Here is a 22,972-nt window from a genome sequence, read left to right as displayed (position 1 = left end):
GTGCCAACCGTACCACGACGCGGGGGGTTCTTGATCAGCCGCTGCCGGAAGAGCCGCTCGGGCTCGGACTGCCGCTCGGACGGGGACTGCCGCTCGGGCTCGGGCTGCCACCGCTCCTGTTTCCGCCGGTTCCGCCGGTTCCGCCGGTCTTGTCGGCCTTGGCCTGCGCGTCCTCGGCTCGCTTGAGCGCGTCCTCAAGGTCCTTCTGCGCCTCGCCGTACGCCTGCCAGTCGTTCTTCTTGAGGGCTTCCTGGCCGGCGTCGAAGGCCTTCTGGGCGTCGTTCAGTGCCGCTTGGACCGTCGGGTTGCCGGACGTCGGTGGCTGGGTCGTGCCCTGGTCCGGCGGTGGCGTGGTCGAACTCTCCGCTCCGAAGACCTTGTTGAGGGCCTCGTCGAGGGTGTTCTCGAAGGCGGTCTTGTCGCCGTAGCTGACCAGCACCTTCCGCAGCAGCGGGTACTTGAGTCCACCACCGCGTACGTACACCGGCTCCACGTACAGCAGTCCTCCGTCGAGTGGCACGGTCAGCAGGTTGCCGTACTCGATGTCGGAGTCGCCGCCCTTCAGCAGCTTGATCGACTCGGCGATGTCCTGTTCGGAGTTGAACTGACTCTGCACCTGTTTGGGTCCGTCGACGGTCGTACTGGTCGGCAGTTTCAGGATTCTGATCTTGCCGTAGTCGCCGGTGCCCGCCTCGGCGTCGACCGTCATGAACGCACTGAGATTGTCCCGGCCGTTGGGCGTGAACGTCGTCGTCAGTGAGAACGCCTGCGCCGACTGGTCGGGCATCTTCATGCTCAGGTAGTACGGCGGTACCGCGTTGCCGGACTTGTTGGTCGGGTCGTCCGGGACCTGCCACACCTCGCTGCCGCTGAGGAAGGTCGTCGGGTTGGTGACGTGGTAGCGGGTCAGCAGCTCGCGCTGGACCTTGAACAGGTCCTGCGGGTAGCGCAGATGGTCCATCAGCGACTTCGAGATGGCGGTCCTGGGCTCGACGGTGCCGGGGAAGGCCTTCATCCACGTCTTCAGGACCGGGTCCTTGGTGTCCCACTGGTAGAGCTTGACCTCACCGGTGTACGCGTCGACGGTCGCCTTCACCGAGTTGCGGATGTAGTTGACCTGGTTCTGCTGGGCCACCACCGCACGCGAGTTGTTGGTCGCGGTGAGCGAGTCGGCCGTCGTGTCCCCCAGGGTCGTACGGGAGGCGTACGGGTATCCGTTGGTCGTGGTGTACGCGTCCACGATCCACTGGATGCGGTGGTTGACCACCGCCGGGTACGCGTCGCCGTCGATGGTCAGCCAGGGCGCCACCGCTTCGACGCGCTCCTTGGGAGTGCGGTTGTACAGGATGCGTGAACCCTCGCCGATCGCACCGGAGTAGAGGATCTGCGGCTCGTTGAACGCCACCGCGTACGCTGCCCGGTTGATCGGGTTGGCGAGGTTGACGCCGCTCTTGCCCTGGTAGCTGGTGGTCTTCTCACCGCTGTCGTCGGAGTAGTCGATCTCCTTCTGGGGACCGCCGACGATCGAGTAGGTGGTGGTCTTCTCGCCGTAGTAGACCTGCTGTTCGTACGTTCCGAGGTTTCCCTTGGAGGGCAGGTCGGACTCGGTGAAGACGGGCTGGCCGTTGGGGTCGGCCGCGGTGCCCTTGGCGGCGACCACGCCGTAGCCGTGGGTGTAGCGGAAGTGGTCGTTGATCCAGTTGTTCTTCGGGATGCCGTTCAGGTTCAGCTCGCGCAGACCGATGACCGTGTCCTGGTCCTTGCCGTCCTTGCTGTACCGGTCGACGTCCAGGTTGGTCGGGAACGCGTAGTAGTTCCTGATCTGCTGGAGCTGCTGGAACGTGGGCGAGACGATGTTCGGGTCCAGGATGCGGATGCTCGCCGTGGAACCGACGTCGTCGCGCAGCTTGCTCTTGTCCTCGTGGGTGCCCGTCCCCGAGTAGTCGCTGACCTTGGTGTCGTCGATGCCGTAGGCCTCGCGCGTCGCCTTGAGGTTCTTCTGGACGTACGGCGCTTCCTTGGCCTGCTCGTTGGGCTGGACCTGGAACTTCTGGACGATCGCCGGGTAGAGCCCGCCGATCAGGATCGCCGAGAGCACCATCAGGCCGAAGCCGATCACGGGCAGCTGCCAGGTGCGCCGCCACAGGGTGGCGAAGAACAGCAGCGCGCAGATGACGGCGATGCAGAACAGGATCGTCTTCGCCGGGAGGTAGGCGTTCGCGTCGACGTACCTGAGGCCGGTCCAGTCGTCCGTCGCCTTGAAGTCGCTGGACTTCACCGCGAGGCCGTACCGGTCGAGCCAGTACGCGATCGCCTTGAGGGCGACGAAGAGGCCGAGCAGCACCGACAGATGGCCCGTGGCGGCGGCCGTGGCACGCGCGCCCGGGGAGGTGATCCTGAGGCCGCCGTACAGGTAGTGCGTGAGCGCGGCTGCGATCAGGGACAGGATCGCGGCGGCGAAGCCGAAGCCGAGCAGGAAGCGGTACCAGGGCAGGTCGAAGGCGTAGAACGAGACGTCGAGGTGGAACTGGGGGTCCTTCTGGTGGAAGGGCACGCCGTTGACCCACATCAGCCAGGTGCGCCACTGGCTGGACGCCGAGGCGCCGGCGATCAGACCCACCAGGGCGGTGATGCCGAGCAGCAGCCAGGTCTTGTAGGGGGCGATGCCCATCCGGTAGCGGTCGAGGCTCTGCTGCTCCATCGACATGGCGCTGAGCGGCGGTCGCAGCCGGTGCGCCAGCCAGATGTTGAAGCCGACCGCGAGGGCCATCAGCAGGCCGAAGACGAAGAACAGTCCGATCTTCGTCCACAGCGTGGTGGTGAAGACGGACGAGTACTTCACGGAGCGGTACCAGAGCCAGTCCGTCCAGAAGCCCGCGAACATGGTGAACGCCATGCCGAGTACGGCAAGGACGCCCAGTGTCATGAGCAGGGTCCGGACTCGCCGGGACGGGCGGCCCACTCTGATCCGTGGCCCCGTCGGGCCTCCGCCGCGGTCCGGCATCTGGAAAGCCAAGGTGCGCACCTCGAAGTCGCTGTCGGTTCGTCAGGCCCGCGTGTTCGTGGACCTTCCGTGGCCCCGTGATCGTGGGCCCACACCTATGCAACTTACTCACCGTTTACTCGGTTCCCGATTCCGGCCATGAACGAGAGAGGATTGTGACCATGTCCAACACTCCCATGGCAGCGAGCCCGCTCACCCGGGCCGTACTCGAGATCGACGAGTACGCCTCCGGCCTCGGCTGGGACCAGCCCGCCCGCCTCTTCGCCCTCGTAGACACCGCTCGGCTGCGGTCCCAGGAACCCGCCCTCGCGGCCCAGCTCGGTCTGGAAAACGAGCCCGAGACCAGTGGTCTCACCCCGATCGAGCAGGACGAGATCCCGGCCGGCAAGCCGCTGGACGAGTTCCTCGCCACGATCGCCTGGCCGGACGCTGTGGCCGGCTGCGCGCTGACGGTGGAGCGGCTGATGCTGCCGCCGTCCGCCGAGGCCCAGGTCCCGGAGGGCCTCGACGAGGCCGCGCTGTCGAAGTGGGTGGCGGACCACCCGAGCCGTCAGGAGGTCCGGATGACGGTCGCGGTCCTGCGCGACGGCGCCCGCGACTCGGCTCTGCGGCTGCGGGAGAAGGACGCCCCGACGGAGGTGCTCACGGGCGCCGGCCTGGTGCCGGGCCTGGCGGAGGCGCTGTCGGCGACGTTCGAGGAGTAGCCGGGCGGGCCCGCGCAGGCCGCGCGGGCTACTTGGTCGTGCACTTCGGCAGGTCGGACGTCTTGTTGGTGCGGATGTCCTTGAGCGCGCCGAGGGCGTCGCCGATGGTGTTCACCTTGACCAGGGTGAGCCCGTCGGGGGTGTCCTTGGCGGCGGCCGCGCAGTTGTCGGCCGGCGTCAGGAAGTACTGGGCGCCCTTGCCGCGCGCGCCCACCGTCTTCATCTCGATGCCGCCGATCGGGCCGACCTTGCCGTCGTCGTCGATCGTCCCGGTGCCGGCCACGAACTTGCCGCCGGTCAGGCTGCCCGGTGTGAGCCTGTCGTAGAGGCCGAGCGAGAACATCAGGCCGGCGCTCGGCCCGCCGACGTCGGCGAGCTTGATGTCGATGGCGAACGGGAACGTGTGATCCGTCCCTGCGGAGATGCCGACGATGGCGCGCTTCTCGCCGCGGTCGTCGGAGGTGGCGGTCCTGATCGTGATGTTCCGGGTGCTGGTCGCCGTCGTGTTCTTCTTCTTGGCGGCGGCCTGGTCCTTGGCGGGCACGATCGTGAAGACGACGTTCTGGCCGGGCTTGTGCTTGGTCACGAGCTTGGCGACGTCGGTCGTCTGCTTCACGGCCGTGCCGTCGACGGCCTTGATCACGTCACCGGCGTGCAGTCTGCCCTGGGCCGGGGAGCCCTTGACCACCGTCGAGACGATCACGAAGCCCTTCACCGGGATGTCGAGTGCCTTCAGGGCGGCGACCTTGGCGCTCTCCTGGGACTCGCTGAACTCCTCGGCGTTCTCCTGGGTCGACTGCTCCTCGGTCTTGCCGTCCGGGTAGAGCGTGTCGTGCGGGACGACCTTGCCGTCGTGGGCGAGCCAGCCGTAGACGGCCTCGACGAGGTTCATCCTGTAGTCGGCGCTGGTGACCCGCACGGTCGTCATGTTCAGGTGGCCGCTGGTCGCGTAGGTCTTGCGTCCGGAGATCTGCAGCACCGGCTCGCCGTCGTGGTCCCCGAGCGTGTTCACCGTCGGTCCCGGGGACATCTCCGAATACGGCACGGGGATGAACACTCCCGCGCACAGGAGCGCGATCAGCATCAGGGTGGAGGCGAGCATCGTCGCGGTGCGGCGTGGCATGCCAAGACAGTACGGGACGGTCCTGTCAGCGCACCGTCAGCCCCGCTTCTGTCTTGTCATGTACCGGAGTCGGACTTCTCCATGGCCTCACAGAATCGGGCGTACCCGGTGAGCTCGGGTCCGTCGCCGCGCATCTTTCGGGTCCGGTTGGCCCAACTGCCCCACAGACCGGCGCCTATCGCCGCGACGAGCGGAATCAACAACCACAGGAGCGCCCCCATGCCGACCTCCCGACCCCGGTGAGCGACCGCAACAACTGACTGATCAGCAGATTAACCATCCGCACTGACAACGCTCACGGCAGGGGTGCGGTTACGCAACTCCAGTACGGCACAGGGGTTCAGCCCCTCACCGACGGCGCTACGCGCCGACCCATTCGTCGGTGCCGTCCGAGAACGTCTGGTGCTTCCAGATCGGCACCTCGTGCTTGAGGTCGTCGATCAGCTTCCGGCAGGCCTCGAAGGCCTCGCCGCGGTGCGGGCATGACACGGCGACGACGACGGCGAGGTCACCGACCTGGAGGTCACCGATGCGGTGTACGGCGGCCAGGGCCCGCACCGGATGGTCGGCGGCGACCTTCTCGGCGATCCGCCGCATCTCGGCCTCGGCACTGGGGTGGCACGAATAGCCGAGCTGATCGACGTCGGCGCCTCCGTCGTGGTTGCGCACGGTCCCCACGAAGAGCGCGGTCCCTCCGGCGGCGTCGTCGCCGACGGCCCTGAAGACCTCGTCCAGGGAGAGCGCGGTCTCCCGGACGGCGATCAGCTTGACGGGGTCCTGTGCGGCCTGCTCGCCGGGGTGGTCGTTGGTGGGTGCCATGCCTCCATCGTGCCGCACGTCACTGACGGCACGGAATAGACGTTTCGCCCGGCACGCGCGCGTGGGCTCTTGGAGTCTCCTACAGGGCTCGCCCGCAGGCCGCCGAGCAGGGTTCGCCCGCAGGCCCCGTGCAGGGCCCGGCGTCAGATCCGGCGCCGCGCCTTGCGTGCCCGCCGCACCACGGCCGCGGCACCGAGCAGAGCCACCGTCGCGCCCGCGGCCCCGGCGGCCGTCGCGTCCTTGCGGCCCAGTCGCCGTCCGGCGACCGTGTGCCTGCCGGAGACCTCCTCCAGGAGTTCCGCGAGCACTTCCTCGTTGGTCCACTGCGGCCGCCACCCGGCGTCGTGCAGCCGGCTTCCGCTCACCACCCAGGGGTACATCGTGTACGCCAGGTCTCCGGCCGGGGATGGTGTCAGCCCGATCCGGTGCAGCCGGGCCGCCGCTCCGAGGGCCACCGCCGACGGCAGTTCCATCCGCCGGATCCCGCTGAGCTCCTCGACCTCCTCCTGCTCCAGCCATCCGTCGCAGCCCACCGCGAGTTCCCCGTCGACCTTCTCCAGGACGGCGTACTCCAGTGCGCTGCACAGATCCTCGACATGGCAGAACTGCCAGGCCGGCCGTGACCCGGCGACGACAAGCAGCCGGGGCGACTCGAAGTACCTGGTCAGTGCGGTGTCCGTGCCTCCGATCAGCACGGCGGGCCGTACGACGGTGACGTTGAGTCCCGGATGGGCCCGCGGGGCGCGCCGGGCGAGCCGCTCGATCTCCAGCAGGTCCCCCACTCCGGTGGCCTCGGCCGTGGCCCGCAGCTCGGCGTCCTCGGACAGCGGGAGCTCGTTGTCGGGCAGCGCGCCGTACACCATCGCGGACGTGCACAGCACGACCCGGTGGATCCCGGCCGCGGCGGCAGCCGTCAGCACGGTCTGTGTCCCCCGTACGTTGTAGGCCGTTCGGGCGGCGGCGTCGGTCTCCAGGTCGAGATCGAGCGCCAGGTGCACCACGACGTCCGCGCCCCGCAGTTTGTCCGCGATGGCCGGATCCCGTACGTCCAGGATGTGCCACTGTGCCGCCGCGCACTCGCCGCGCCGTTCGTCGATGGCGACGACCTGCTTGATCTCGTCCGAGGCGGCGAGCCGCTCGGTGAGCAGGGCGCCGATGCCGGACGCGGCGCCGGTGACCGCGACGACGGGTCCGCGGGTGGCGGAATGGGTTGACTCGTTTCGCGCTGCGCGAACCTGCGGATCTGGGGAACTCACCGGGCGTCTCCAGCGGTTGTCTTCAGTAAGAACGCGAGTGACGCGTCCGTACCAGGTGGCATCCATCCTGCCGCAGGCCAGGAGTCGGCGAAGCACCGAGGCCCGAACCGCCCGCGGTGTCTACGCTGGGTGGTGTTATCGGGCAGTCGTGCCGTCGGAGACAACCGGCGGCCTTACCAGCCGAGGAATCCCGTGAGTGACACCCCATTCGGATTCGGCCTTCCGCCGGAGGAGCCGGAAGACGGCGACGAGGGCAAGAAGAAGGACCAGGAGAGCGGTGGTGGTCAGGGACCGGCCAACCCGTTCGGCTTCGGCGGGCTGCCCGGAGGCTTCGGCGCCCCCGGTGCGGACAATCCGCTCGCCGCCATGTTCGGTTCGCTGAACCCCAACGACCTGGGCGCCGCTTTCCAGCAGCTGGGCCAGATGCTCTCGTACGAGGGTGGCCCGGTGAACTGGGACATGGCCAAACAGATCGCCCGCCAGACGGTCTCCCAGGGCACCCCTGACGGCACCAAGGACACGAGTGTCGGCCCCGCCGAGCGGACCGCGGTCGAGGAGGCGGTGCGCCTCGCCGACCTGTGGCTGGACGACGCGACGTCGCTGCCGTCCGGCGCCGGCACCGCTGTGGCCTGGTCCCGCGCGGAGTGGGTCGAGGCGACCCTGCCCGCGTGGCAGGAGCTGGTCGACCCGGTCGCCGAGCGGGTTGGCGCGGCGATGGGCGATGTCCTGCCGGAGGAGATGCAGGCCATGGCCGGTCCGCTGATCGGCATGATGCGCTCCATGGGCGGCGCGATGTTCGGCACCCAGATCGGGCAGGCCGTCGGCGTGCTCGCGGGCGAGGTCGTGGGTTCCACCGACATCGGCCTGCCGCTGGGCCCGTCCGGCAAGGCCGCGCTGCTGCCGGTGAACGTCGAGGCGTTCGGCAAGGATCTGGGCGTGCCGAAGGAGGAGGTGCGGCTGTATCTCGCCCTGCGCGAGGCCGCCCACCAGCGCCTGTTCGCGCACGTGCCGTGGCTGCGCTCCCACCTGTTCGGCGCAGTCGAGGGGTACGCGCGCGGGATCAAGGTCGACACGGCCAAGCTGGAGGACGTGGTCGGCCAGTTCGACCCGCAGAATCCGGAGCAGCTGCAGGACGCCCTGCAGCAGGGCATGTTCCAGCCGGAGGACACCCCGGAGCAGAAGGCGGCCCTGGCCCGTCTGGAGACTGCTCTGGCGCTCGTCGAGGGCTGGGTAGACGCGGTGGTGCACGCGGCCGCGAAACCGCGCCTGTCGTCAGCGGACGCGCTGCGCGAGACCCTGCGCCGCCGTCGTGCGACGGGAGGCCCGGCGGAGCAGACGTTCGCCACGCTGATCGGTCTGGAGCTGCGTCCGCGAAGGCTGCGGGACGCGTCCCGTCTGTGGGCGTCGCTGACGGACGCGCGCGGGGTCGACGGCCGGGATGCCCTGTGGGCCCACCCGGACATGCTGCCGACGGCGTCCGACCTGGACGACCCGGACGGCTTCGTGCACCGCGAGCAGCTGGACTTCTCCGAGCTCGACAAGATGCTCGGCGAGGCGGCGGGCGGCTCCACGGGAAAGCCGGACCTGACGAAGGACAGCAAGGACACCAAGGACACCCCCGAGGACGACTCCAAGAGGGACGACAAGGGCGACGGCAAGGGCGACGACACCGAGTGAGCCTGTACGACGACGCGGTCCTCGTCCTGAAGGGGTACGGGGAGCAGGAGGAGCTGCGCGAGGCGTATCTCGACCACTTGGCAGCCCACCCGGACGGCATGTGGAAGGCCTGCCATGCGGGCCATGTCACCGCGAGCGCCCTGGTGATCGATCCGGAGCACGGCCGGGTCCTGCTGACCCTGCACAGGAAGCTGCGGATGTGGCTCCAGATGGGCGGCCACTGCGAGCCGGGGGACGCCGCCCTGGAGGCAGCGGCGCTGCGCGAGGCGACGGAGGAGTCGGGGATCGCGGGGCTGACGCTGCTCGCGGGCGGACCGGTGCGGCTGGACCGGCACCCGATTCCGGCGCCCTGCCACTGGCACTTCGACGTGCAGTACGCGGTCGTGGCACCGTCCGGGGCCATCCAGGAGATCAGCGACGAGTCCCTCGACCTGCGCTGGTTCGCCTACGACGCGGTGGCGGAGGTGGCGGACGAGTCGGTCGTACGGCTGCTGGAGGGCACCCGGGCGAGGTTGTGACCCTCGACCACGCGTAAGGGGCGCCCGCATGTGCGGGCGCCCCTTACGTTGGCTTTCTGGACGCTCAGCTCCAGACGTTGCCCTGGTTCTGTGCCCGCGCCCCGTGCTGCCCCATGCCGTACTGGGCGGCCAGGCCCTGCCCGACCTGGGCGTTCTGGGGCGGCAGCAGCTCGCTCGGCTGGACGAGCGCGAAGCCGCTGCCCATGAAGCTGAGCTCCCAGCCCTCACCGGTGTTGCCGCGGCGCCGCCACACCCCCGAGGAGTGCGTCTGGGCCTGCATCTGGACGCGCAGCCCCGTCGACCAGGCGACGATCGCGTCGGCGTCGCAGTTGACGTACTTGTCGGGCGTCACCTGCATCATCAGCGGCGCGCCCGACGTCATCAGGGCGACCTTGCCGCGGCCGGTGATGTTGAGCTGGTACTTCCCGGACCCGGAGATGCCGTACTGGCTGTCGACGGCGATGACCTCGTGGTGCAGCGAGGAGTCCATCGCGAGCACATAGCTGCTGTCGACCGTCAGCCCGTCCTGCTCGACCTCCACCACGTGGACGTGCTGGGCGAGGTTGGCCAGGTAGACCGTGCCCTGCCCGTGGCAGCGCATCAGGTTGAGGCCCTCGCCGGTGGCCGCACGCGCGTACGCCTGCTGGGTGTTCTGGTACTCGGCGTCGAACTCAACGAGGCCCTGGTAGGCGACCATGGTGCCCTTGCGGGCCAGGATGTCGTCGTGGCCCTCCAGGGTGACGCGCAGCATCTGCTTGTTCTGCAGGCTGTAGCGCTCCTGGGACTGCGAGTCGTTGAAGGCGAAAAGCGGACTCTGCATGGCGTTTCTGGCTCCCCCTCAGCCCCGGAACCGGAGACGGTCGGTGCTGTCCTCGCTGGGCTGGACGACGACGATGCCCTGACCGGAGAAGGCCATCTGGTAGGCCTCGCCGCTGCCGCGGCCGATCAGCGACTGCGCTTTGAAGCTGCGCTTGCCCTTCACCTTGAGGTTCGGGGACCAGGCGACGAGCGCGTCCGGGTCGACGTAGGTCTCGTCCTCGCCGCCGCCGCAGTCGACGACGATGGGCTTGCCCCGGGAGGTCAGCGCGACCCAGCCCTGCCCGGAGATCTTGGTGTTCCACAGGCCCTGGCCGGCGAACTTCGCGAGCCCCTTGACCCGCTCGACGCCCCAGCTGAGGGACGCGTCGAAGGCGAGCAGGTTGGTGGCGTTGACGGAGATGCCGTCGCCGTTGAGGTTCACGACGACGACGTCGGCGCCGTAGTCAGCGAGGTAGAGCAGTCCGTCGCCGGAGCACTTCATCAGGGGCGCGCCCTCGCCGGTGATCCAGTCGCGGGCGATCTGGCGCACGGCCGGCGGATTGGGCTCGTACTGGATGAATCCTTCGTAGGCGACCATCGACCCCACGCGCGCGAGGAGGTCGTTCCCGGTCTGCATGGCGACCTTCAGCATGTTGTTGCCGTGGTTCTCCATGCGCGCGGTGACGGGTGCGGGGGCGTAGCCCGCGAGCGGCTGGTTCATGACGGGCTCCCTCAGACCTCGTAGGGCTGGACGACGACGAAGTTGCCGGGAGCGGCCCGGAACTGGAGGTTGACGCTCTCGCCGGTGTCGCCCGGGTAGGCGTTGCGGCGCATGCGAACCTGGCTGGAGACGATCACCTGGGCGGCGGCCGACCAGGCCACGACCGCGTTGCAATCGGCGAAGGTGGTCGGCGTGACCGGCAGGACCACGGGCGTGCCGTGCGTCTTGACGACGATCGTGCCGGTGCCCTGGAACTGCATGGTGAACAGGGCGCCTCCGGGGATGCCGTGTCCCTCGATGCGGCGGACCTCGTACTGGAGGCTCTCGTCGAAGGCGAGGACGTTCTCCGCGGAGACGCAGATCGCGTCGCCCTGGAGCTCGACGGGGTGCAGGTGGGTGGAGTTCTCGGCGAGGAACACCTGGCCCTGGCCGGTGCAGCGCATCAGCTGCATCTCCTGGCCGGTGGCGTTGCCCACGAGCCGGCCCGCGAAGCCCGCGCCCTTGTAGCTGAAGTCGACCTTGCCCTGGTAGAGCACCATGCTGCCCTGGCGGGCGAGCACGGGCTGGCCACCGATGCCGAGGTCGACGCGGACGAGCTTCTTGTTCTGCTGCGTCCAGCGCTGCCCGGTGGGCGTCTCCTTGAACTTCTGGAGCGCGGCGGTGACACCGGCGCCGCCCTGAGGAGCTCCCTGCGGAACTCCGTAGGCCTGCTGCCCCGGCGCCTGCCCGAAGGGGGCCTGCTGACCGTAACCGGGGGGCGGGGTGGGCTGACCGTAGCCGGGAGGCGGGGGCGGGGCCTGGGGCGCATGCGGCGCCTGGGGCTGCCCGTAGCCGGGCGGCGGCGGGGCGCTCTGACCGGGGGGCTGGCCGTACGGCTGCTGCTGGGGCGGCTGGCCGTACGGTGCGGGCACCGGCCCCGGAGGCGGCACCGGGGCGCCACCGGGCGGGGCCATCGGCGCGATGAGAGTGGGCGCAGCGTGCACATTCGGGGCGGGCGCCGGCGCGGGTGCCGGGGGCGGAGTCGCTCCCGGGGGCGGTGCGAAGCCCTGAGGGGCAGGCGCGGGGGCCGGGACGGGTGCCGCCGGGGCGCCGAACGCGGGGGGTGCGAAGCTGGGTGCGGCGCCGGACTGCGGCTGCTGGGGGGCAGGTGCCGCGGGAGCCTCCTCCTCGAGGACCTCGCCGCCGAAGTTCTTCAGCAACGCGCCCAGGCCGCCGTCGAAGCCCTGTCCGACGGCCGCGAACCGCCACACGTCCTTCAGGTAGAAGTCGCCCAGCATCACGGCCCGTTCGGTGGAGAACTCCGAGCCGTTGAAGGAGTACCGGGCCACCTCCTCGCCGCCCGCGACGATGCGGATGTGTCCGGGGGCGATCTGTGACATTTGTCCGGCGCCGTCGAGCGTCGCCGTGAACGACAGCTTCCGGATCTGCGCGGGGACCTTGTCGAGCGTGATCCGGAAGGACTCCGAATCGCCGGCCTGCGCGCCCAGGAGCTGAATGGACTCCTCGGGCGACTTCGGCTGGTTGAAGAAGACGAAGTAGCGGTCGTCCGAGAGCCGTTCGTCGGCGTCGAGACCGAAGCAGCTGATGTCGAAGGTCAGTCCGGGACCGCTGATCTGCACGCCTACGTACAGATCGGTGCCCGCGGTGAGGTCACTGATCCTGGCCTTGTGGCCGCGTTGGAATTCCCTGGCCATGCGTAACGACCGTCCCCCATCCCGAATGCGATTGCGTCGCGCCAGGCTAACGGCAAACTCGGACACCGGATGAAGTCGGTACAGACCCGGTACACAACCACCGCGCCCGGATGGCCGTCACTCCCCGCGAGCACCCGGCAGATGCGGCAGCCGTTCGGCGGCGACCACCCCTTCGAGGTAGCCCCGGGCCCTCTCGGTCCGCGGATACGCCTCCAGCAGCCGCCAGAAGCGGGGACCGTGTCCGGGCACGAGCAGATGTGCCAGCTCATGGAGGAGGACGTAGTCGACGACGTACTCGGGCATCCCCTGCAGCCGGTGCGACAGCCGGATACTGCCTTCCGAGGGGGTGCACGAACCCCAGCGCGTGTTCTGGTTGGTGACCCAGCGCACCGAGGCGGGCCGGGCGCGGCCGTCGAAGTACTGGGCCGACAGCCGCTCCGCCCGTCCGGCCAGCTCGTCGTCGCCGAGGAGCCGTTTGCTCTCCTGCGCGGCCAGCTTGTCGAGCATGACGGTCACCCAGCGCTGCTCCTCCGCCTCGGACATCCGAGCAGGGATGAGTACGACGGTGCGATCGCCCTCGCGGTACGCGGAGACCGTCCGGCGTCGACGGGAGCTCCTGCGGACCTCGATCGCGCGCGCCACCGAGCCGCTCGGCGGCTGGCTCGTCGTTCTGCGCTGTGGCGTTCCGGCGCTGTGCAGTGGGTCGGCGGGCACGCCCCGACGTTACCCGCTGCACACGGGCGAAGTCCCGACTCCGGGACGGTTCCGCGCCGATCTCCCACCGTGCGCTTGATTTGTACGACGAATCCTCGCAGCTTGTGGACAACTTTCCGCACCCGTCGCCCTGTTTGGGCATGCTTGTTCTCGCCGGGGCAGCCACGACCCACCGTCGGCCCACCGTCGACTCGGTCACCGACCGACTTCCACCGGCGCACGGGGATGTTCGACGAAGGCATACGGGGGCCCGTCATGGATCCAATGGTTCCGCTTGTTCCAGTTGTCCCAGTTGCTCCAGTCATGAAGCCGGCGCTCAGGCGCGGCTGGCGCGACCTCAACACCGTGCAGTTCGGAATGGCGCCGGCGCACGCGCTGACGCTCGGTCCGATGGACACGGCGACGGGCAGCTTCCTCGACCTGCTCAACGGCACCCGGGGGCTGCCCCTCCTGCGCGAGGAGGGACGCCGCATGGACCTGCCCGACGGCCATGTCGACCGGCTGGTGGAGCGGCTGGCGCGGGCCGGCCTCCTGGACGACGCCAAGGGTGGCGGACCGGCCGCCGACACGCTGCGCGGCAAGAAGGACGTCATCGCCCGGCTGCGCCCCGACCTCGCCTCACTGTCCCTGATCACCTCCGAACCGGGCGACGCGATCAGGCACCTGGCGGCGCGCCGCTCACTGCGCGTACAGGTGCAGGGCGCGGGACGGGTGGGCGTGGTGCTGGCCTCACTGCTGGCCGGCGCGGGCATCGGGGAGGTCGACGTGCGGGATGTCGGCCGGGTCGAGGCGGGGGACGTGGCGCCGGGCGGACTGCCCGCCGAGTCCATCGGCCACCGCCGCGACGAGGCCGCCCGGCAGGCCGTACGCCGCTCCGCTCCCGACCGCCCACCGCGCCGCAGCCGCGCGGCCCCGCTCCCGGACGGCGAGCCCGGCTTCTCACTGGTGATCCTCGCCCCACGCGACGACGTCGCCGTGCACGCGCCCCCGCCGTCCACCGCGGAACCCCTCATCGCCTCGGGCACACCGCATCTGTACGCCGGCGTCGTGGAGGCGACCGGCATCGTCGGCCCCCTCGTCCTGCCAGGTGAGACGGGTTGTGCGGGCTGCCTGCACGAGGGACGCACCGACCGGGATCCGGCCTGGCCCCGGCTGGTCGCGCAGTGGCGCTCCGGCGCGCCACGCCAGGCGCGGCCCTGCGATCTGACGCTGGCCACAACCGTCGCCGGACTGGCGGCCGCGCACGCGCTCGCCTTCCTGGACGGCCGCCTTCCGAGCAGCGCCGGCGCGCGCTGGGAGGTCTCCCTCCCCGGTCTGACCTGGCATGCTCGACCGGTGTGGGCACATCCTGCATGCCCTTGCGGTGCCGCGGAGAAAGGTAAGGGAGAACACACCTCCGAGGACGAGGAGTCACACGAGACAATGGCAGGGCATCGGTCGCCGGAAGAGTTGTGCCGTAAGGCAGACGCGGCGCGGCCGGCAGGGACTTGGAGGGCGCATGTCTGATCTTCCGCGCAAGGCGGTCACCAGGACCGCCAAGCTCGCCGCGCTTCCGCTCGGCTTTGCCGGGCGGGCGACGTGGGGACTCGGCAAGCGAATCGTCGGCGAGTCCGCGGAGATCGTCGGCCGCGAGCTGCAACAGCGCACGGCGGATCAACTGTTCAAGGTGCTCGGCGAGCTCAAGGGCGGCGCGATGAAGTTCGGCCAGGCCCTGTCCGTCTTCGAGTCGGCGCTGCCCGAAGAGGTCGCCGGCCCCTACCGTGCGGCGCTGACGAAGCTGCAGGAGGCAGCGCCGCCGATGCCGACCAGTACCGTGCACCGGGTGCTCGGCGACATGCTGGGTGAGGACTGGCACGACCTGTTCCTCGAGTTCGAGGACAAGCCCTCCGCGGCTGCCTCGATCGGGCAGGTGCACCGTGGGGTGTGGCACGACGGCCGCGAGGTGGCGGTCAAGGTGCAGTACCCGGGAGCAGGCGAGGCTCTTCTGTCCGACCTGACCCAATTGAGCCGCTTCGCCCGATTGTTGGGGCCGCTGATCCCCGGCATGGACATCAAGCCCCTGATCGCGGAGCTCAGAGACCGTGTCTCGGAGGAGCTGGACTACGGCCTGGAGGCCCAGGCCCAGCAGGCCCACGCCGACGAGTTCGCGGACGACCCGGACGTCCTGGTGCCCGGCGTGGTCCACCAGTGCGACCAGGTACTGATCACCGAGTGGATCGACGGAATTCCGCTCTCGGAGATCATCGCGGACGGCACCCAGGAACAGCGCGACCGCGCCGGCCAGCTCCTGGCCCGCTTCCTCTTCTCCGGCCCGGCCCGCACCGGCCTGCTCCACGCCGACCCGCATCCGGGCAACTTCCGCCTGCTGCCCGGCGACCCGGACGGCACGGACGAATGGCGCCTGGGCGTCCTGGACTTCGGCACGGTCGACCGGCTCCCGGGCGGCCTGCCGACCCCCATCGGCGACTCCCTGCGCATGACCCTCGACGACGAGGCCGAGTCCGTCTACGACCTCCTCTGCGCGGAGGGCTTCGTCAAAGACTCAATAGAGCTGGACCCCAGCGCCGTTCTCGACTATCTCCTGCCGATCATCGAACCGGCCAGGGTCGACGAGTTCACCTTTACTCGCGGCTGGATGCGCAGCCAGGCGGCCCGCATCGCCGACCCCCGCTCCCCCGCCTACCAGCTGGGCAAACAGCTGAACCTCCCACCGGCCTACCTCCTGATACACCGGGTGACACTGAGCACCATCGGCGTGCTGTGCCAGCTGGGGGCGACGGTACGGCTGCGCGAGGAGCTGGAGGAGTGGCTTCCGGGATTCGTCCTGGAGGACGCCGCTGAGGAGGAGCCGGCAGTGGAGGCGTGATTCGGACTGCCGTGGTGTGTGTCTGAGGGGCTCGGGGGGGGGGTGGGGCGAGGGGGCGGGGGGAGCCCCCAAGAGGACTGGCGAGTGGTCACCACCAGGCCGAGTCCAACCGCCCCTCGATAGCCCTGAGGTTCTCCCTGGAGCAGGTGTCGCAGATGTACTGGCGGACGCCGTTCTCGACCGAGCAGGTCCAGGTGGGCTGCGGGCCCTCTGCCCGGGCGCCGCAGCGGGCGCACACCATGGCCTGGGGCTCCGCCGGGGAGCCTGTGTCGTCACTGCCTCCGGAAAGACTCGTCACCCGGTGACGATAACGCCGTGGTCGACGGATCGTCGGGTGAACGCACCGCGGGGGCCGGTCCGTTCGGACGGACCGGCCCCCGCGGGGGAGCTACTGCCTCCCTGGGCGGGGAGGCCACCGCTTCAGGTGTGGTTGCCTACTGCATGACCGCGATGGCGAGCGCACGGCGGGCGCGCATGGAGGCGCGCTCGGCCCGGCGCTGCATCCGGCGGGCGGCCACCAGGCTCACGGCCCGGCGTTCCTGCTCCGCCTCATGCAGTCGCTCGCGCATATGCGCACGAGCCAGGGCTTCTGGGATGAGTTGCATCTCTCGGGTCCTGTTCTGGCGCGTGTCGGTCGCGCCGGTGGTGGTGAAATCTTCGATCGCGGAGCCGGTGGGCTCGCTGGCGGACGGCTTCATCGGGGCCTGCTTCTTGGGGTCGTTCGTGAGGGGACGGTCGATCGTTCCTGTGGTGTTCATGCCGTGACCGGGTTCTTGCGCGGGCGGCCACGCGGCCGCTTCCGGGCGACGACGACGCCCTGGACGAACAGCTCGCCACCCCAGACGCCCCAGGGCTCACGCCGCTCTTTGGCGCCGGCGAGGCAGGCCTCCATCAGCGGGCAGGTGCGGCAGAGGGACTTGGCGTACTCGACGTCGGCCGGCGACTCGGCGAAGAAGACCTCCGGGTCGTAGGAGCGGCAGGGGACGGGTACGCCGAGGTTCTCGATGGCGTCGTCGAGCGCGGTGAGCGCGGTGAGCGGGATCAAGGTGGAGTCCTCCGTGAGGCCGGGCGGGGGGATCGTTTCGGAAGGCGGTACGGACGGGGCGTGCGCTTCGAGTTGCACGGGTCGTCTTCCTCGTCTGGTCGTTCCGGTCCTGTTGGACCGGGTGGCGGCTGGTACCGGGTTCTTTTCTTGTCCCGAGGCCCCTTCGCTCCGTCATCCCCGTTGGAGGACAAACAGAAGGGCCGCGGATCCCGGGTGGGGTTCCGCGGCCCTGAAGGCGCCGGCCTGATCGACGATCAGGCTGGATCACTCCAGGGTTCTGGCCCACGGAAGGCCCACATCAGGTGGTGCTGCGTCTGCTTCCGGCTACCGGCACCGGCCGCCGTAAAGGCATAGGCCGTCGCCTGTGCCACTACTGCTTCCAGTGCCTTGATCGGTCGCTCATTGCGCTCACGGGTGGAAAGACCCGCGAGAGACACGGGGGACGCCGGACGGACGGCAGGGATGCCGGACAGACCGGTGCCCGGGTTCGAGGCGCCGAGCATGCACGTGGAGACGACCGAGCGATCGGTCAGTTTGGCGGTGCTGATGGAGCTGTTGCTGATGCTGATCACTTCAATCGCCTCCTCTCGGCGTCTCGGGGGACTGGGGTGAGCCAGTCCGACGGATATGCAAGTAGAACACGGAATCGGGGCCTCCGAGAAGGCCTCCGTCCCCGTGGACAAGAACCTATGGGGATTGCTGGGGCATGCGCAAACTATTTTTTCGATGAGTTTGAATCAGTCGCTTTTGTCGTCTTCTCCGAGCTCCTGGCCTGCGCAGAGGGCCAGGACATCGGCTCCATAGCGGTTGAGCTTGCGGAGGCCGACTCCGGGGATCCGTGCCAGTTCGCCGTCGTCGTCGGGGACGGCCTCGGCGATCGCCATGAGTGTCTTGTCGGTGAAGACGCAGAAGGCGGGCTGTCCGCTGCGCTGCGCCTGGTCCGCGCGCCATTCGCGCAGCCGCTCGTAGAGACCCTCGTCCATGTCGGAGGGGCAGTCCTCACAGCGCATCAGTTTCATTTCGCCGGCGTCTGTGAGGGTGCGTCCGCATACCCGGCAGCGGGCCGGGGTGCGCTGTGTGCGCCGCGGTACGGCGTCCGGTGTGCTGGTGAAGCCTCGTTCGACTCCGCCGGGCCCGCCTGCCGCGGTTCGGCCGGCGGTGGCGGTGGAGCCCGGGCGCAGGCCGTGGAGGAATCGGCTGGGGCGGCGGTTGGGGCGGCCGCCGGGTGAGCGGGTGAGCGACCAGGAGACGTGGAGGTGTTCGCGGGCACGGGTGACGCCGACGTAGAGGAGGCGGCGTTCTTCTTCGATCTGTTCGTCGGTCTTTGCGTAGGTGATCGGCATCATGCCTTCGGCGACGCCGACGAGGAAGACGACGTCCCACTCGAGGCCTTTGGCCGAGTGCAGGGAGGCCAGGGTGACGCCTTGGACGGTGGGGGCGTGTTGCGCGTTCGCCCGCTCGTCCAGTTCTGCGACGAGGTCGCCGAGGGTGGCCTGGGGTTTGGCTGCGGTGAAGTCGTGCGCGAGGTTCACGAGTGCGGCGAGGGATTCCCAACGTTCACGTACCGCGCCGGAGCCTGCTGGGGGCTGAGGTGTCCAACCTTCCCCGGAGAGGACGGCGCGCACTTGGGAGGGCAGGTCCACGGCGTCGTCGAGGAGGGAGTCGTTGCCTCCGAAGCGGGCTGCGCCGCGCAGGGCCACGCCGGCTTTGCGTACTTCGGGGCGGTCGAAGAACCGCTCGGCGCCTCGTAGCTGGTAGGGGATTCCGGCGTCGGCGAGGGCTTGTTCGTAGGTCTCGGACTGGGAGTTCGTGCGGAAGAGGATGGCGATCTCGCTGGCCGGGATGCCTGTGGTCATGAGTTCGCTGATGCGGCGGGCGGCGCCTTCGGCTTCTGCGGGCTCGTCGGTGTATTCGGTGTAGCCGGGTTCGGGGCCGGCCGGGCGTTGTGAGATGAGCTCCAGGCGGTGGTCGGCGGCGCGGCCGCGGGCTTGGGCGAGGAGCCCGTTGGCGAGGTGGACGACTTGGGGTGTGGAGCGGTAGTCGCGGACGAGCTTGACGACGGTGGCTCCGGGGTGGCGGGTGCGGAAGTCGAGTAGGTGGTCGGGGGTTGCTCCGGTGAAGGAGTAGATGGTCTGGCTGGCGTCGCCGACGACGCAGAGGTTGTCGCGCTCGCCGAGCCACAGTTCCAGGAGTCGCTGTTGGAGGGGGCTGACGTCCTGGTATTCGTCGACGACGAAGTGCTGGTACTGGGCGCGGACCTGCTCGGCGATGTCGTGCCGGTCCTGGAGGATGGCGATGGTGAGCAGGAGGACGTCTTCGAAGTCGATGACGGAGCGGTCCCGCTTGAGGTCTTCGTAGACGGAGTAGAGCTGGGCGATCTCGGCGGGGTCGCGGGGGGAGGCGCGGCCGGCTTTGGCTGCTGCGGCTGCGTAGTCGGTGGGGACGGTCTGGGTGACTTTTGCCCACTCGATCTCGGCGGTGGCGTCGCGCAGCTCGCCGCGGTCGAGGCGGAGGCGGCAGGCGGCGGCTGCGTCGGCGATGAGCTTGATCTTGCGGTCGACGATGCGGGGCATGGAGCCACCGACTGCTTTCGGCCAGAAGTACTGCAGTTGGCGGAGGGCGGCGGAGTGGAAGGTGCGGGCTTGGACGCCGGCGGCGCCGAGCTGGCGGAGTCGGCCGCGCATCTCGCCGGCGGCGCGGTTGGTGAAGGTGACGGCCAGCACGGTGGAGGGCTGGAGGATGCCGGCGCGCACTCCGTAGGCGATGCGGTGGGTGATTGCCCGGGTTTTGCCGGTGCCTGCGCCTGCCAGTACGCATACGGGTCCGCGCAGGGCGGTGGCTACTTCGCGCTGCTCGGGGTCGAGCCCTTCGAGCACGGCGTCGGCGCCGCTGGGCGGTGCCGAGTACGGGGAGCTGCCGGTGCCGTGCGGGAAGAGCGTGGAGTGCGTTGCTGGTGTCACATGGCCATGCTGCCAGGTCGCCGGAGACGGGAGCGGTGGTTGTCCACAGGCAGGCGCTGTTAGTCGTACTAATGCGGCAGGCGTCACGTCGGGTGGTCCCCGGCGGGTGGGAATGGTGGCCCTTTCAAGTACGTTCCCTCTCTGCGAGCAAGGATTCCCGAGCAGCTGAGGAGTGCGAGACACATGCCGGGCACTGTGACGATGTACAGCACCACGTGGTGTGGCTACTGCCGTCGGCTGAAGAGCCAGATGGACCGCGAGGGCATCACGTACAACGAGATCAACATCGAGCAGGACCCGGAGTCCGCGGTGTTCGTGGAGAAGGCGAATGGCGGAAACCAGACGGTTCCGACGGTGCTGTTCCCGGACGGTTCGACGCTGACGAACCCGTCGCTGGCGCAGGTGAAGCAGAAGATCGGCGCGTAACTGCTGCGCAGTGGTGTGCGCAGGGCGGTCCCTGAGGTATCTCAGGGACCGCTTTCTTGTGAGGTGCGCCACGCCTGATGTGTCCTGGGCCGCCGCGTTGTGCTCACAGCCGGGCCCGGAGTGTTCTGCCTCAGACGAAGCTTCTCGTCGGCAGGGGCTTGCCGTACCACATCTCGATCAGGCGGGCGGCGATGGAGATGCCGTAGGGAGGCAGTACGTCGCCGGATTCGAAGGCGGCGCCCAGTTCGTCGCGGGAGAACCAGCGGGCTTCGTGGATCTCGTCGCCGTCGACGTTGATCTCGGTCGAGGTCGCGTGGGCCATGAAGCCGAGCATGAGGCTGGAGGGGAAGGGCCAGGGCTGGCTGGCGACGTATTCGACCGCGCCGACGGTGATGCCGGCTTCTTCGAAGACCTCGCGGCGCACCGACTGCTCGATGGATTCGCCGGGTTCGACGAAGCCGGCGAGGGTCGAGAAGCGGCCCTCGGGCCAGTGCACCTGTCGGCCGAGCAGGATTCGGTCCTCGTCGTCGGTGACGGCCATGATCACTGCGGGGTCGGTGCGCGGGTAGTGCTCGGCGCCGCAGGCGGAGCAGCGGCGGATGTGGCCGGCGGCGGCGATGACGGTGCGCTCGCCGCAGCGGGAGCAGAAGCGGTGGGTGCGCTGCCAGTTCTCCAGGCCGACCGCGTGCACCATCAGGCCTGCGTCGCGGGGTGACAGCAGGAGTCCGGCCTCGCGCAGGCCGGCGGCGCGCGCGGACTGGTCGATGCGGCCGGGCAGTGCGTCCTTCTGGAGGGCGAAGTAGCTGGCGCCGTCGTCGTCGGTGCCGAGGAAGTAGCGGTGTGCTTCGGTGAGGGGGGCTTCGAAGGAGGGGGTCATGACGAGTTCGGTGCGGCCGTCGGCCGTCTCGTCGATGAGGACCTGGCCGCCGGAGACCACGAAGCAGCGGGTCGTGGGGTGGCTCCATGCCGCCGCGAGCCAGGCCTCGTCGAGGCGGTGGTGGGCGGCGCGGTCGATGCCGCTGGGGGCGGTGAGCGAGATGGGGCGGTCGGCGGTGTGGTCGGTCCAGGTGGTCACGGGTGCTTCCAACTCCCCCAGTGGAACGGGTTGTTTCGGCGGGCGGTTCGGCGGGACGTAGGGCGGGAGGCGGCGGCCGGATCCGGTGGTGCCGGGTGGTGCGGGACGGTTCGTCCAGTGTGCCCCGCGGGCGCTGCCTCTCCGGTGGGTGCGGGGGGCTCAGGGCGCATGGCGCCAGGTGTCGGCGAGGTCGCTCCACAGATGTGCGCTGGTTTCGACGCCTTTGAGGAGCAGGTCGAGTTCGACCTTCTCGTTCGGAGCGTGCCAGCCGTCGGACGGGACGGAGATGCCCAGGAAGAGCACGGGTGCTCCGAGGACTTCCTGGAGGTCGGCGGCCGGTCCGGAGCCGCCTTCGCGTGTGTGGCGGATCGGCTGGTCGAAGGCGCGGCCCATCGCGCGGACCACCGACTGCAGGGCGGGGTGGTCGAGCGGTGTCAGGCACGGGCGCGTGGCCGCGCCGAAGGTGATCTCGCATCGGATCCCGGCGGGCAGCTGCTCGGCGGCCCAGGCGCGGACGGCCTTCTCGATGTGGTCGGGGTCCTGGCCCGCGACCAGGCGGAAGGAGAGCTTCACCATGGCTGAGGACGGGATGATCGTCTTGCTGCCGGGGCCCTGGTAGCCGCCGCCGATGCCGTTGACCTCGGCTGTGGGGCGCGCCCAGATGCGCTCGAGGGTGGTGTGTCCGGCCTCGCCGTGGGTGGCGTGGGACTTGGCGGTGCGCAGCCACTGCTGCTCGTCGAAGGGCAGCTCGGCGAAGAGTTCGCGCTCGCGGTCGGTGAGTTCGACGATGCCGTCGTAGAAGCCGGGGATCGCCACGCGTGCGTGCTCGTCGTGGAGGGCGGCGACCAGCCGGGCTGCGGCGGTGGCCGGGTTGGGGACGGCGCCGCCGAAGGAGCCGGAGTGGATGTCCTGGTCGGGGCCGTGGAGGCGGATCTCGCATTCGGCGAGGCCGCGCATGCCGGTGCACACGGTGGGGGTGTCCTCGGACCACATGCCGGTGTCCGAGACGATCACAGCGTCGGCGGCGAGCCTGTCCGCGTTCTCTTCGACGAGGGTGCGGAAGTGCGGCGAGCCGGATTCTTCCTCGCCCTCGATGAGCATTTTGAGGTGGACCGCGGGGGCTGTGCGGCCGGTGGTGGCGAGGTGGGCGCGGACGCCGAGTGTGTGGAAGAACACCTGGCCCTTGTCGTCGGCCGCCCCGCGCGCGTGGAGACGGTTTTCGCGGACGGCGGGCTCGAAGGGATCGGTGTCCCAGCCGTCCTCGCGGGCGGCGGGCTGGACGTCGTGATGGCCGTAGACGAGCACGGTGGGCGCGTCGGGGTCGGCGGTGGGCCATTCGGCGAAGACGGCGGGGGCGCCCGGGGTCTCCCAGACCTGCGCGGTCGGGAAGCCGGTCTCCTGGAGTTTGGCGGCGAGCCAGTCGGCGCTGCGGCGTACGTCGGGCGCGTGGTCGGGCTGGGCCGACACGGACGGGATGCGCAGCCATTCCGCGAGGGCGTCGAGGAAGACGGCGCGGTGCTGCTCGATGTACGAACGCACGGCGCTGACGGCACTGTCAACGGGCTGGCTCAT

Annotated in this window: 22 protein-coding genes; 6 read left to right on the top strand and 16 right to left on the bottom strand. The window is 69.6% G+C overall.

The genetic code is table 11. The features are described 5' to 3' along the window. Positions 1 to 34: 34 nt before the first annotated feature. A complete protein-coding gene (locus OOK07_RS28775; protein ID WP_266802058.1) occupies positions 35 to 3,004 on the bottom strand; it encodes a UPF0182 family membrane protein in 2,970 nt (989 codons plus the stop codon). A 161-nt stretch (positions 3,005 to 3,165) separates the two neighbouring features. On the opposite strand from OOK07_RS28775, the gene OOK07_RS28770 reads away from it, so the two are divergent. Beyond that, the gene (locus OOK07_RS28770; RefSeq protein ID WP_266684623.1) at positions 3,166 to 3,708 is read left to right on the top strand and encodes a PPA1309 family protein; all 543 of its coding nucleotides are present in this window, start codon (positions 3,166 to 3,168) and stop codon (positions 3,706 to 3,708) included. Positions 3,709 to 3,736: 28 nt separating this feature from the next. On the opposite strand, the gene OOK07_RS28765 is transcribed toward OOK07_RS28770, so the two are convergent. The 4 genes from OOK07_RS28765 to OOK07_RS28750 form a co-directional block, all read right to left on the bottom strand. Beyond that, positions 3,737 to 4,831 (bottom strand): YlbL family protein, encoded by a 1,095-nt coding sequence (locus OOK07_RS28765; RefSeq protein WP_266799331.1) that lies wholly within the window; start codon positions 4,829 to 4,831, stop codon positions 3,737 to 3,739. Between the two features lie 56 nt (positions 4,832 to 4,887). After that, positions 4,888 to 5,052, bottom strand: coding sequence for a hypothetical protein (locus OOK07_RS28760; RefSeq protein ID WP_266684619.1), 165 nt, complete (start codon positions 5,050 to 5,052; stop codon positions 4,888 to 4,890). A gap of 139 nt (positions 5,053 to 5,191) precedes the next feature. Next, positions 5,192 to 5,650 (bottom strand): molybdenum cofactor biosynthesis protein MoaE, encoded by a 459-nt coding sequence (locus tag OOK07_RS28755; RefSeq protein WP_266799329.1) that lies wholly within the window; start codon positions 5,648 to 5,650, stop codon positions 5,192 to 5,194. A 143-nt stretch (positions 5,651 to 5,793) separates the two neighbouring features. Further along, the gene (locus OOK07_RS28750; RefSeq protein ID WP_266684616.1) at positions 5,794 to 6,906 is read right to left on the bottom strand and encodes an SDR family oxidoreductase; all 1,113 of its coding nucleotides are present in this window, start codon (positions 6,904 to 6,906) and stop codon (positions 5,794 to 5,796) included. Between the two features lie 192 nt (positions 6,907 to 7,098). On the opposite strand from OOK07_RS28750, the gene OOK07_RS28745 reads away from it, so the two are divergent. Together OOK07_RS28745 and OOK07_RS28740 are read left to right on the top strand one after the other, a co-directional pair. Next, positions 7,099 to 8,583: a zinc-dependent metalloprotease gene (locus OOK07_RS28745; protein WP_266684614.1), complete on the top strand. Its 1,485-nt coding sequence runs from the start codon at positions 7,099 to 7,101 to the stop codon at positions 8,581 to 8,583. Next, positions 8,580 to 9,101, top strand: coding sequence for an NUDIX hydrolase (locus tag OOK07_RS28740; RefSeq protein ID WP_266799328.1), 522 nt, complete (start codon positions 8,580 to 8,582; stop codon positions 9,099 to 9,101). The genes OOK07_RS28745 and OOK07_RS28740 overlap by 4 nt, the downstream gene beginning before the upstream one ends. Positions 9,102 to 9,165: 64 nt before the next feature. Here the strand turns inward: OOK07_RS28740 and OOK07_RS28735 are convergent, their stop codons facing one another. From OOK07_RS28735 to OOK07_RS28720, 4 genes are all read right to left on the bottom strand, one after another. Continuing rightward, on the bottom strand, positions 9,166 to 9,921 hold the full coding sequence (locus OOK07_RS28735) for an AIM24 family protein (RefSeq protein ID WP_266521232.1): 756 nt from the start codon (positions 9,919 to 9,921) through the stop codon (positions 9,166 to 9,168). Positions 9,922 to 9,939: 18 nt separating this feature from the next. Beyond that, the gene (locus OOK07_RS28730; RefSeq protein ID WP_266684610.1) at positions 9,940 to 10,620 is read right to left on the bottom strand and encodes an AIM24 family protein; all 681 of its coding nucleotides are present in this window, start codon (positions 10,618 to 10,620) and stop codon (positions 9,940 to 9,942) included. Between the two features lie 11 nt (positions 10,621 to 10,631). Then, positions 10,632 to 12,314, bottom strand: coding sequence for a TerD family protein (locus OOK07_RS28725; protein ID WP_266799326.1), 1,683 nt, complete (start codon positions 12,312 to 12,314; stop codon positions 10,632 to 10,634). A gap of 117 nt (positions 12,315 to 12,431) precedes the next feature. Beyond that, entirely contained in the window at positions 12,432 to 13,028 is a 597-nt protein-coding gene (locus tag OOK07_RS28720; RefSeq protein WP_266684606.1) for a M48 metallopeptidase family protein, read from the bottom strand. A 303-nt stretch (positions 13,029 to 13,331) separates the two neighbouring features. Here OOK07_RS28720 and OOK07_RS28715 point away from each other — a divergent pair, with 303 nt between their 5' ends. Further along, positions 13,332 to 14,534, top strand: a complete 1,203-nt coding sequence (locus OOK07_RS28715; protein WP_266799325.1) for a TOMM precursor leader peptide-binding protein — start codon at positions 13,332 to 13,334, stop codon at positions 14,532 to 14,534. Beyond that, on the top strand, positions 14,527 to 15,894 hold the full coding sequence (locus tag OOK07_RS28710; RefSeq protein WP_266799323.1) for an ABC1 kinase family protein: 1,368 nt from the start codon (positions 14,527 to 14,529) through the stop codon (positions 15,892 to 15,894). The genes OOK07_RS28715 and OOK07_RS28710 overlap by 8 nt, the downstream gene beginning before the upstream one ends. Before the next feature lie 88 nt (positions 15,895 to 15,982). On the opposite strand, the gene OOK07_RS28705 is transcribed toward OOK07_RS28710, so the two are convergent. The 5 genes from OOK07_RS28705 to OOK07_RS28685 form a co-directional block, all read right to left on the bottom strand. Next, entirely contained in the window at positions 15,983 to 16,192 is a 210-nt protein-coding gene (locus tag OOK07_RS28705) for a hypothetical protein (RefSeq protein WP_266684601.1), read from the bottom strand. Positions 16,193 to 16,328: 136 nt separating this feature from the next. Beyond that, positions 16,329 to 16,652, bottom strand: a complete 324-nt coding sequence (locus OOK07_RS28700; protein ID WP_266684599.1) for a putative WhiB-interacting protein — start codon at positions 16,650 to 16,652, stop codon at positions 16,329 to 16,331. Further along, positions 16,649 to 17,017: a WhiB family transcriptional regulator gene (locus OOK07_RS28695; protein WP_020119791.1), complete on the bottom strand. Its 369-nt coding sequence runs from the start codon at positions 17,015 to 17,017 to the stop codon at positions 16,649 to 16,651. Before OOK07_RS28695 ends, OOK07_RS28700 begins: the two co-directional genes overlap by 4 nt. Before the next feature lie 176 nt (positions 17,018 to 17,193). Further along, entirely contained in the window at positions 17,194 to 17,511 is a 318-nt protein-coding gene (locus OOK07_RS28690; protein WP_266799321.1) for a hypothetical protein, read from the bottom strand. 165 nt (positions 17,512 to 17,676) lie between these two features. Continuing rightward, entirely contained in the window at positions 17,677 to 19,899 is a 2,223-nt protein-coding gene (locus tag OOK07_RS28685) for an ATP-dependent DNA helicase UvrD2 (RefSeq protein WP_406312501.1), read from the bottom strand. Between the two features lie 183 nt (positions 19,900 to 20,082). Between OOK07_RS28685 and OOK07_RS28680 the strand changes: the two genes are divergently transcribed. Beyond that, complete coding sequence (locus tag OOK07_RS28680; protein ID WP_266684595.1) at positions 20,083 to 20,325, top strand: mycoredoxin; 243 nt, start codon at positions 20,083 to 20,085, stop codon at positions 20,323 to 20,325. Positions 20,326 to 20,455: 130 nt separating this feature from the next. On the opposite strand, the gene nudC is transcribed toward OOK07_RS28680, so the two are convergent. Then, on the bottom strand, positions 20,456 to 21,400 hold the full coding sequence (gene nudC, locus OOK07_RS28675; RefSeq protein ID WP_266521214.1) for an NAD(+) diphosphatase: 945 nt from the start codon (positions 21,398 to 21,400) through the stop codon (positions 20,456 to 20,458). Between the two features lie 159 nt (positions 21,401 to 21,559). Continuing rightward, entirely contained in the window at positions 21,560 to 22,972 is a 1,413-nt protein-coding gene (locus OOK07_RS28670; protein ID WP_266799319.1) for a dipeptidase, read from the bottom strand.

This window comes from Streptomyces sp. NBC_00078, assembly GCF_026343335.1.
Lineage (GTDB): Bacteria > Actinomycetota > Actinomycetes > Streptomycetales > Streptomycetaceae > Streptomyces.
Note: the sequence above shows the minus strand (reverse complement) of the source record. Positions and strands in the feature narration are given on the sequence as shown.

What these genes read in the sequence shown, in the direction of transcription:
- OOK07_RS28770 (WP_266684623.1), top strand. Translation starts at nt 3,166, where the DNA reads ATGTCCAACACTCCCATGGCAGCGAGCCCGCTCACCCGGGCCGTACTC.
- OOK07_RS28680 (WP_266684595.1), top strand. Translation starts at nt 20,083, where the DNA reads ATGCCGGGCACTGTGACGATGTACAGCACCACGTGGTGTGGCTACTGC.
- OOK07_RS28775 (WP_266802058.1), bottom strand. Translation starts at nt 3,004, where the DNA reads ATGCCGGACCGCGGCGGAGGCCCGACGGGGCCACGGATCAGAGTGGGC.
- OOK07_RS28715 (WP_266799325.1), top strand. Translation starts at nt 13,332, where the DNA reads ATGAAGCCGGCGCTCAGGCGCGGCTGGCGCGACCTCAACACCGTGCAG.
- OOK07_RS28760 (WP_266684619.1), bottom strand. Translation starts at nt 5,052, where the DNA reads ATGGGGGCGCTCCTGTGGTTGTTGATTCCGCTCGTCGCGGCGATAGGC.
- OOK07_RS28670 (WP_266799319.1), bottom strand. Translation starts at nt 22,972, where the DNA reads ATGAGCCAGCCCGTTGACAGTGCCGTCAGCGCCGTGCGTTCGTACATC.
- OOK07_RS28755 (WP_266799329.1), bottom strand. Translation starts at nt 5,650, where the DNA reads ATGGCACCCACCAACGACCACCCCGGCGAGCAGGCCGCACAGGACCCC.
- OOK07_RS28765 (WP_266799331.1), bottom strand. Translation starts at nt 4,831, where the DNA reads ATGCCACGCCGCACCGCGACGATGCTCGCCTCCACCCTGATGCTGATC.
- OOK07_RS28730 (WP_266684610.1), bottom strand. Translation starts at nt 10,620, where the DNA reads ATGAACCAGCCGCTCGCGGGCTACGCCCCCGCACCCGTCACCGCGCGC.
- OOK07_RS28725 (WP_266799326.1), bottom strand. Translation starts at nt 12,314, where the DNA reads ATGGCCAGGGAATTCCAACGCGGCCACAAGGCCAGGATCAGTGACCTC.
- OOK07_RS28710 (WP_266799323.1), top strand. Translation starts at nt 14,527, where the DNA reads ATGTCTGATCTTCCGCGCAAGGCGGTCACCAGGACCGCCAAGCTCGCC.
- OOK07_RS28700 (WP_266684599.1), bottom strand. Translation starts at nt 16,652, where the DNA reads ATGAACACCACAGGAACGATCGACCGTCCCCTCACGAACGACCCCAAG.
- OOK07_RS28735 (WP_266521232.1), bottom strand. Translation starts at nt 9,921, where the DNA reads ATGCAGAGTCCGCTTTTCGCCTTCAACGACTCGCAGTCCCAGGAGCGC.